The sequence below is a fragment of the Streptomyces sp. NPDC059524 genome, from assembly GCF_042749255.1.
GTDB lineage: Bacteria > Actinomycetota > Actinomycetes > Streptomycetales > Streptomycetaceae > Streptomyces > Streptomyces xanthii.
This window is the reverse complement of sequence record NZ_JBHYTK010000050.1, coordinates 1-7,631: the sequence shown is the minus strand read 5'-3', so window position 1 is coordinate 7,631 and position 7,631 is coordinate 1. Positions and strand designations below refer to the sequence as shown.

9 protein-coding genes are annotated in these 7,631 nt (G+C 70.1%); 3 read left to right on the top strand and 6 right to left on the bottom strand.

Annotation, left to right across the window (positions count from 1 at the left end; all coding sequences use genetic code 11):
• Nucleotides 1-132 precede the first annotated feature (132 nt).
• The 3 genes from ACFW9D_RS16450 to ACFW9D_RS16440 all read right to left on the bottom strand — a co-directional run bounded on the left by ACFW9D_RS16450 (nt 133) and on the right by ACFW9D_RS16440 (nt 2,917).
• The gene (locus ACFW9D_RS16450) at nt 133-963 is read right to left on the bottom strand and encodes a MetQ/NlpA family ABC transporter substrate-binding protein (RefSeq protein ID WP_384622570.1); all 831 of its coding nucleotides are present in this window, start codon (nt 961-963) and stop codon (nt 133-135) included.
• 83 nt (nt 964-1,046) lie between these two features.
• Nucleotides 1,047-1,811: a methionine ABC transporter permease gene (locus tag ACFW9D_RS16445; RefSeq protein ID WP_188339965.1), complete on the bottom strand. Its 765-nt coding sequence runs from the start codon at nt 1,809-1,811 to the stop codon at nt 1,047-1,049.
• The gene (locus ACFW9D_RS16440; protein ID WP_188339964.1) at nt 1,808-2,917 is read right to left on the bottom strand and encodes a methionine ABC transporter ATP-binding protein; all 1,110 of its coding nucleotides are present in this window, start codon (nt 2,915-2,917) and stop codon (nt 1,808-1,810) included. Before ACFW9D_RS16440 ends, ACFW9D_RS16445 begins: the two co-directional genes overlap by 4 nt.
• A 542-nt stretch (nt 2,918-3,459) precedes the next feature.
• Here ACFW9D_RS16440 and ACFW9D_RS16435 point away from each other — a divergent pair.
• Together ACFW9D_RS16435 and ACFW9D_RS16430 are read left to right on the top strand one after the other, a co-directional pair.
• A complete protein-coding gene (locus ACFW9D_RS16435) occupies nt 3,460-3,819 on the top strand; it encodes a hypothetical protein (protein ID WP_188339963.1) in 360 nt (119 codons plus the stop codon).
• A gap of 88 nt (nt 3,820-3,907) precedes the next feature.
• A complete protein-coding gene (locus ACFW9D_RS16430; RefSeq protein WP_188341666.1) occupies nt 3,908-4,309 on the top strand; it encodes a hypothetical protein in 402 nt (133 codons plus the stop codon).
• A 7-nt stretch (nt 4,310-4,316) separates the two neighbouring features.
• On the opposite strand, the gene ACFW9D_RS16425 is transcribed toward ACFW9D_RS16430, so the two are convergent.
• From ACFW9D_RS16425 to ACFW9D_RS16415, 3 genes are all read right to left on the bottom strand, one after another.
• Entirely contained in the window at nt 4,317-4,814 is a 498-nt protein-coding gene (locus tag ACFW9D_RS16425) for a GNAT family N-acetyltransferase (protein WP_384622565.1), read from the bottom strand.
• A gap of 38 nt (nt 4,815-4,852) precedes the next feature.
• Complete coding sequence (locus tag ACFW9D_RS16420; RefSeq protein WP_384622562.1) at nt 4,853-5,368, bottom strand: sigma-70 family RNA polymerase sigma factor; 516 nt, start codon at nt 5,366-5,368, stop codon at nt 4,853-4,855.
• Nucleotides 5,369-5,442: 74 nt separating this feature from the next.
• On the bottom strand, nt 5,443-6,636 hold the full coding sequence (locus tag ACFW9D_RS16415) for a glycerophosphodiester phosphodiesterase (protein ID WP_384622559.1): 1,194 nt from the start codon (nt 6,634-6,636) through the stop codon (nt 5,443-5,445).
• Nucleotides 6,637-6,905: 269 nt separating this feature from the next.
• Between ACFW9D_RS16415 and ACFW9D_RS16410 the strand changes: the two genes are divergently transcribed.
• Nucleotides 6,906-7,595 carry a 1-acyl-sn-glycerol-3-phosphate acyltransferase gene (locus ACFW9D_RS16410; protein WP_188339959.1) on the top strand — a complete coding sequence of 230 codons (690 nt, stop codon included), beginning with the start codon at nt 6,906-6,908 and terminating at the stop codon, nt 7,593-7,595.
• The last annotated feature ends 36 nt before the right edge of the window (nt 7,596-7,631 follow it).

The window sequence follows — 7,631 nt, the reverse complement described above, 5'->3', positions numbered from 1 at the left end:
GGCCCTGGGGGGGGGGGGGGGGTGTGCCCTGATTGCCGCTTGACGCCACGTCGCTGCCCTGGGGGGCCGCCCGGGGGGGGGGGGGGGGCCCCCGTGGAACGGCCCAGGGACGGCCGCGGAAGTGACGCCGGATCAGAACGAGGGCAGGACGGAGCCCTTGTACTTGTCCTCGATGAACTTCTTGACCTCGGGCGAGGTGAGGAGCTTGGCGAGCTTCTTCACGCGGGGGTCGTTCTCGTTGCCCTCCTTGACGGCGAGGACGTTGTTGTACGCGTTGCCCTTCGTCGACTCGAGGGCGAGGGCGTCCTTGGCCGGGTTGAGGTCGGCACCGATGGCGTAGTTGCCGTTGATCACCGCGCCGTCGACGTCCTGCAGGGAGCGCGGGGTCTGCGCCGCCTCGACCTCCTTGAACTGGAGGTCCTTCGGGTTCTTGGCGATGTCCTGCGGGGTGGCCGTGGCCTCCGAGCCCTTCTTCAGGCCGATGATGCCGGTCGAGGCGAGGAAGCGCAGGGCGCGGCTCTCGTTGTCGGCGTCGTTCGGGAGGGCGATGGTGCCGCCCTTCTTGAGCTCGTCGATCTTCTTGAACTTCTCGGAGTAGAGGCCGAGGGGCTCGAGGTGGACGACCGCGACGGACTTGAGGTGCGTGCCGTTCTTCTTGTTGAAGTCTTCCAGGTACGGAACGGTCTGGAAGTAGTTGGCGTCGACCGAGCCGTCCTCGGTGGCGTTGTTCGGCTGGACGTAGTCCGTGAACTCCTTGACCTCGAGGTTGAGGCCTTCCTTCTTCGCCAGGTTGTCCTTGATGTAGTTCAGGACCTCGGCGTGCGGGACGGGAGTGGCCGCGACGACCAGGGGGTCGGAGGCCTTGGCCTTGGCGTCGCCCTTGTCGGAGCCGCAGGCGCTGAGGCCGAGGGTGAGGGCTCCGGTGACGAGGACAGCAGCGGTGATCTTGGTGGTGTTACGCACGAAAAGTGCCTTTCTCCATGGGTGGTGCAACCCGCCGGGGGACGGGGAGTCGGGGGACGTGACCTCGGGGGTCAGCGGGTGGTTCAGCCGGCGGTCTTGCCGGTGGTGCCCGCGGTGGCTTCGGCGGCGACGGGGCCGCCGGGGAGGAAGCCGCCGAACAGGCGGAAGCGGAGCGGTTCGCCGCCCTTGCCGGCGCGGCGGTGCAGGACGCGCGCCCCGCTGTCGCCCGCGAACTGGATGAGCGAGATGACGACGGCGAGGACCGCGACGGTGATCCACATGAGGTTGCCCTCGAAGCGCTGGTAGCCGTAGCGGATCGCGATGTCGCCGAGGCCGCCGGCGCCGACGGTGCCCGCCATGGCCGAGTAGCCGATGAGGGCGACGATCGTCGTGGTGGTCGCGGAGATCAGCGAGGGCAGCGACTCGGGTACGAGGACCTTGCGCACGACGGTCCAGGTGTTGCCGCCCATGGACTGGACGGCCTCGACCAGACCGCCGTCGACCTCGCGCACGGCGGTCTCGACGAGCCGGGCGAAGAACGGGATGGCGCCGATGGCGAGCGGCACGATGGCGGCCTCTCGGCCGATGGTGGTGCCGACGACCGCGCGGGTGAAGCTCATGAGCGCCACCATCAGGATGATGAAGGGCATCGAGCGGACGATGTTCACGACCTGCCCGATGATCTTGTTCACCAGGGCGTTCTGGAGCAGTCCGCCGCGGTCCGTGAGGACGAGCAGCACGCCGAGCGGGAGGCCGCCGACGATGGCGATGAGCGTGGACCAGCCGACCATGTAGAGGGTGTCCCAACACGCCTGGGACAGCAGCGGCTGCATCTCCGACCAGGTCACTTGGTGACACCTTCCTTCTGCAGTACGGGGGCGCTCTCGCCCTGCGGGCCCTGGATCTCGACCTGGAGGCCCTGCTCCCGCAGGAAGCCGACGGGCACGACGTTGTCCTCGTAGCGGCCGGGCAGTTCGATGCGCATGCGGCCGACCTGCTTGCCGGCGACGGTGTCCATCGCGGCGCCCAGGATCGAGATGTCGATGTTGTAGGTGCGCGACAGCTGCGAGATGACGGGCTGGGTCGCGGACTCGCCGTGGAAGGTGACGTCGATGACCGTGCGGTCGGCGCCGGTGGCGTCGCCGCTGACCGGGAAGAGCGCGGAGGCGAGCTCCGAGCCGGGCGTCGCGAGGAGCTCGCTGACGGTGCCGGACTCGATGATCTGTCCGTGCTCCATGAGGGCGGCGGAGTCGCAGACGGTCTTGACGACGTCCATCTCGTGCGTGATGAGCAGGACGGTCAGGCCGAGCTGCTGGTTGAGGTCGCGCAGGAGCTGGAGGATGGAGCGGGTGGTCTCGGGGTCGAGGGCGCTGGTGGCCTCGTCGGAGAGCAGCACCTTCGGGTCGCCGGCCAGGGCGCGGGCGATGCCGACGCGCTGCTTCTGGCCGCCGGAGAGCTGGGCGGGGTAGGCCTTGGCCTTGTCGGAGAGGCCGACGAGGTCGAGCAGTTCCAGCGCCTTGGCGGAACGTTCCTTCCCCGACTTGCCGAGGATCTCCAGCGGCAGCTCGATGTTGTCCTGGACGGTGCGCGAGGACAGCAGGTTGAAGTGCTGGAAGACCATGCCGATGCGGCTGCGCGCCTCGCGGAGCTGCTTGCCGGCGCGGGGGCCGCGCCCGGCGAGTGCGGTGAGGTCCTGTCCGGCGACCGTCACGGTGCCGGAGGTGGGGCGCTCCAGGAGATTGACGCAGCGGATGAGGGAGGACTTGCCGGCGCCGGACTGGCCGATGACGCCGTACACCTCGCCTTCGCGGACGTGCAGGTCGACGCCGTCGAGGGCGGTGACCTCTCGGCCGCGCGAGCGGTAGACCTTGGTGAGGCCCTGGGTGGTGATCACGTGGGTTTCCGTCACTGTCGAGTGCGCGGCACGGGGTGTCGCCGGGCACGGGGCATTCATTCGGGAAGTTGCGGAAGTCCGGGCGCGCGTGCTCTCGCTCTCGACGGGGAGCGGTACTGGGACCAGTACGCGGAGACTGTGCGCGGGCAGACCTGGATCTCGCTTCGGGGCGCGAGAACGGGGTTCCCTCCCTGCCCTAGGGGCGCGGGAGAGGTGCGGGGGCCCTCAGAAGGCGCACATTCGACACATACAGCGAGCACCGGGCGTCCTGGTCGCCTCGGTCGCAAGGATGCGGCTGCTCGTCGTGGTCATGCGGGCAAGTAAAGCAGACGTGAGGGCCTTTCCGGCCGGTGCTGTCCGTATAGCGGACAGCCGTGGACGGGTATGCGGAGGCACTCGCTCCCCTCCGGTGCTCCCCACGCCGGCCGTCGTGGCCAGCACTGACACGGCCGAGCGGCCCTCCGTGACGGCGGCGGCGGGCGGGTGCGCAGCCGGGTGCGTTGTGGTCAACGCCACGGTCCGCCCACCGGCGGCACGGACGGCCGCCGGGCGGCCCGGGGGCGAGGGCGGCGGGTCTTCTGTCCCGTAATAGGGTCTGGGCCATGCTTGATGTCCTGACCCTGGTGACGGGTCTCGCCGCGCTCGCGCTCGCCGCGTGGTGCGGTTTCGCCGCCTATCGCGACCAGCCGACCAAGGACTGGCACTTCATCGGGATGGCCGTGGTGTCGGCGCTGGCGCTGCTCCAGCTGGTGGTCGGGATCGTGCAGCTGGCCCGGGGCGAGAAGCCGGACCAGGGCACGACGATCTTTGTCGCGTATCTGATCGGGGCGTTCGCGTGCGTCCCTGCGGCCGGGTTCATGTCGCTGGCCGAGCGGACCCGCTGGGGTTCGGTGACGGTCGCCGCGGGCGGTGTCGTGCTCGCGGTCCTCGAAGTACGGCTCTACGACATCTGGGGAGGATGAGGTGGCGGTGACCTCTTCGGACAGCGCGGGCAGCACGGAGAACACGGACAAGGCGGAGCGGCCGCAGCGGGGCGGGCGGCGCCGGCTCATCGGCGGGCCCGGGCTGCTGCTCGTGTGGCTCTACGGCGTGATGGTCGTCGGCGCGGTGTCGCGCTCGGTCTTCCAGATCTCGACCGAGTTCGACAAGGCGCCGCTGGCGTACTCGCTGTCGGCGGTCGCGGGCCTGGTGTACGGCTTCATCACGTACTCGCTGGTGCGCGGCGGCGACCGCGCCAGGCGTTCGGCCTTCGTGTGCTGCGCCCTGGAGCTGGCCGGTGTGCTGATCGTCGGCACGTGGACGCTGGTGGACGCCTCCGCGTTCCCGGACCAGACGGTGTGGTCGGACTACGGGATGGAGTACCTGTTCATCCCGGTGCTGCTGCCGGTCACCGGGATGTACTGGCTGCGCAAGGGCGTGCTGCGGCAGCGGCCGGAGGCCGCCGCCGCCTGAGCAGCGGTCAGGCGCTCGCGGCGAGCGCCGAGGCGTCGATCTCCTTGGCGAGGGTGACGAGGGTGAGCCGCTCGTCCACCTGGCGGGTGGAGACCTGCGCGTAGCCGTGCTTGCGGTACAGGCGCAGGTTGTGTTCGCTGCGGTGGCCGCTGAACAGCTGGAACCGCTTGGCCGTGCCGGCGAACGCGGACTCGATGGCGGAGAGCAGCCGGCCGCCGAGGCCGTGGCGCTGCATCCGCGGGTGGACGATCAGCTTGCCGATCCGTGCGGTGCCGTCCGCGTCGACGGTCCCCCGGACGGAGGCCACGACCTCGTCGCCCAGGCGGGCCACCAGAACGGTGCCGGCCGTCAGTTCGGCCCTGACCGAGTCGAGGGTCTGTGTGAGCGGCTCGATCGAGTAGTCCCCGTAGAGCTGCGCCTCGCTCTGGTAGCAGAGGTACTGCAGTTTGAGGATCTGCTCGGCGTCCGCATCGGTCGCCGCAGAGATGGTCACGCTCATGCCCATGTGTGCATGCCTCCCGCTCACCTGTTCGCCGGTTGCCCTCACTCTTTTCCCCGGCGACGCCTCGGCGCAACCTCGGCGGGCAGGATTCTGCGCAGGCATCCCAGACATCTGGAACGTTCCGGCCCAAGACTGCCCTGTGAGATACCCAACTCACCTGCGATTTCACGGTAAGTGAGGTCTTTGGGGGACAGGAGTGCGCCGATGAGGCCGGGGCAGCGGCCGGGCAGCCGGCGTACGGCCGAATGCAGGGCACGGGCGCGTTCCGTGAGGAGGGTGTGGTGCTCGGGATCGGCGTGGTCGGGGTGCTCGGCGACGGGCTCGACGGCGTAGGGCTGCTCGTGCCGGGCGGTGCGGCGGTGCCGGCGGGCCTCGGCGCGGACGGTGGCGGTGAGCCAGGCGGCGGGGTCGGCGGGTGGCCCCTGGGTGTCGAGGTGTTCCAGGAGGCGGAGCCAGACGGCCTGCTCGAGGTCGGCCCGCCCGTCGCCGGGCAGCTCGGCGCGGGCCTCGGCCGCGAGCAGCGGGCGCAGGGTCTCGAAGACGGTGTCGTGGATCATGCCCGGCGGGACGCGGCCGCCCGCTCCCCCGGTTGCCGGGGCGGCCGCGTCTCACTCCAACCGGGACCGGCGGCTCAGCCGTTGACGAAGTCCTCGCGGGCGAGCAGGCCCGTGTCGCAGTTGTCGGTGAAGATGCCGTCGATGCCGGTCGCGAAGTAGGTCTTGAAGGCTCCGAAGGCGTCGCCGTACGCGTTCGGGTCGGTGCCCTTCCTGAAGTCCGCGGGCAGGAAGGTGTTCTCGTTGCGCATCGTGTACGGGTGCAGGATCAGGCCGGCGGCGTGCGCGTCCCGCACGAGGGTGGTGGGTTCGCCGAGCTTGCCGCTCTTGTCCTTCGGGATGATCAGGTCGAGGGTCGGGCCGATGCCCTGCGCGTAGCCGGCGATCTCCTCGAGGCCCGCGGGCGTGATGAGGTCGGCGACGGTGCGCGGGTCGCCGTTCTCGACGAAGTCCGCGGGGCGGGAGCCGGCCGAGGAGAGCAGGACGACGAGCGGGTTGTCGACGAGCTTGTCCAGGCGCTGGATGCTGGTCGGCTCGAAGGACTGCAGGAAGACGGGCGCGTTCTTGCGGTGCAGGCCGTGGGCGCGCAGCAGCTTGGCGATCCGTTCCTCGAGGCCGAGGCCGAGCTTGCGGAAGTAGGTGGGGTGCTTGGTCTCGACGTGGATCCAGACCTCGCGGCCCCGGGCGCGGCTCTGCTCGGCGCGCCACGCGAGGACCTCGTCGAAGGTGGGGATCTCCCAGCGGCCGTTGTAGAGGGTGTTGTGCGGCCGGTTGCCCGGGATGCGCTCGACGGCCCGCAGGGTCTTCAGTTCGGCGAGGGTGAAGTCCTCGGTGAACCAGCCGGTGGTGGAGACGCCGTCGATGACCTTCGTGGTCTTGCGGGACGCGAACTCGGGGTGGGCCGAGACGTCCGTGGTGCCGCCGATCTCCGGCTCGTGGCGGCAGACGAGCCGGCCGTCCTTGGTGGGGACGATGTCGCCGGCCTCGATGACGTGGGCGCCCATGTCGAGCGCGAGTTGGTAGGAGCCGAGGGTGTGCTCGGGCCGGTAGCCGCTGGTGCCTCGGTGGGCGATGACGGTGGGCACGGGCAGCGCGGTGTACCCCTGCCCCGAGTGATTCCCGCCACTGGCCCGCTCGGCGGCCCGGGCCGTGCCGGGCAGGGCGACGGCGGCCGCACCCGCGCTCAGCACCGCGGCGCCGAGCAGCGCCCGGCGGCCCACTCCCCCACCGGTGCCCGCCTCGTGTGCCGCCTGAGCCTTCTCGTTCCCCATGGAGCGCTCCTCCCGCCGAGTTACCGCCTTGTACCTGTCAAAGCGGGACCGATCGTAGGTGCGCGGGAGTGACGAGGGGGAGACCGCGTACGGAACGTCGGGGTGATGCGGGATGACCGCTGTGTGTCGCGCGCGTGGCAGGGGTGCGTCGGTGACGTCGTGCGGGATCAACCCGGATCAACACTGTGTATCCACTCGGTGAACCCGATGTGCGGTAGGACGGTACGCGCGAGTATCGTCCTCACCTGCACAGACCTTATGTCCATTCCTTGACCCCGGAGGGCCCGTTGTCCCGCTTCGCGCTCATCAAGGCAGTGCTCGGACCGATCATGCGCCTGATGTTCCGCCCACGGGTGGAGGGCGCCGAGAACATTCCGGGCGACGGCCCCGTCATTCTGGCCGGAAACCATCTCACGTTCATCGACTCGATGATCCTGCCGCTCGTCTGCGACCGGCAGGTGTTCTTCATCGGCAAGGACGAGTACGTCACCGGCAAGAGCCTCAAGGGCCGCCTGATGGCGTGGTTCTTCACCGGCGTCGGCATGATCCCGGTGGACCGGGACGGCGCCAACGGCGGTGTGGCCGCGCTGATGACGGGCCGCCGGGTCCTGGAGGAGGGCAAGGTCTTCGGCATCTACCCGGAGGGCACCCGCTCCCCCGACGGCCGTCTGTACCGCGGCCGGACGGGCATCGCGCGCCTGACGCTGATGACCGGCGCGCCCGTCGTGCCGTTCGCGGTGATCGGCACGGACAAGCTCCAGCCGGGTGGCGCGGGCATGCCGCGTCCGGGCCGGGTGACCCTGCGCTTCGGCGAGCCGATGGAGTTCTCCCGCTACGACGGCATGGGCCGCGACCGGTACGTGCTGCGGGCCGTGACCGACTCGGTGATGGCCGAGGTCATGCGTCTGTCGGGCCAGGAGTACGTGGACATGTACGCCACGAAGGCGAAGGCCGCGTAAGCCTCCACCAGCTGTGACCGGGGCCCGGCCCCGCGG

Bases quoted from the DNA above. Each gene is read 5' to 3' on its own strand.
- ACFW9D_RS16435 (WP_188339963.1), top strand. From the start codon at position 3,460: ATGCTTGATGTCCTGACCCTGGTGACGGGTCTCGCCGCGCTCGCGCTC.
- ACFW9D_RS16425 (WP_384622565.1), bottom strand. From the start codon at position 4,814: ATGGGCATGAGCGTGACCATCTCTGCGGCGACCGATGCGGACGCCGAG.
- ACFW9D_RS16440 (WP_188339964.1), bottom strand. From the start codon at position 2,917: ATGAATGCCCCGTGCCCGGCGACACCCCGTGCCGCGCACTCGACAGTG.
- ACFW9D_RS16420 (WP_384622562.1), bottom strand. From the start codon at position 5,368: ATGATCCACGACACCGTCTTCGAGACCCTGCGCCCGCTGCTCGCGGCC.
- ACFW9D_RS16415 (WP_384622559.1), bottom strand. From the start codon at position 6,636: ATGGGGAACGAGAAGGCTCAGGCGGCACACGAGGCGGGCACCGGTGGG.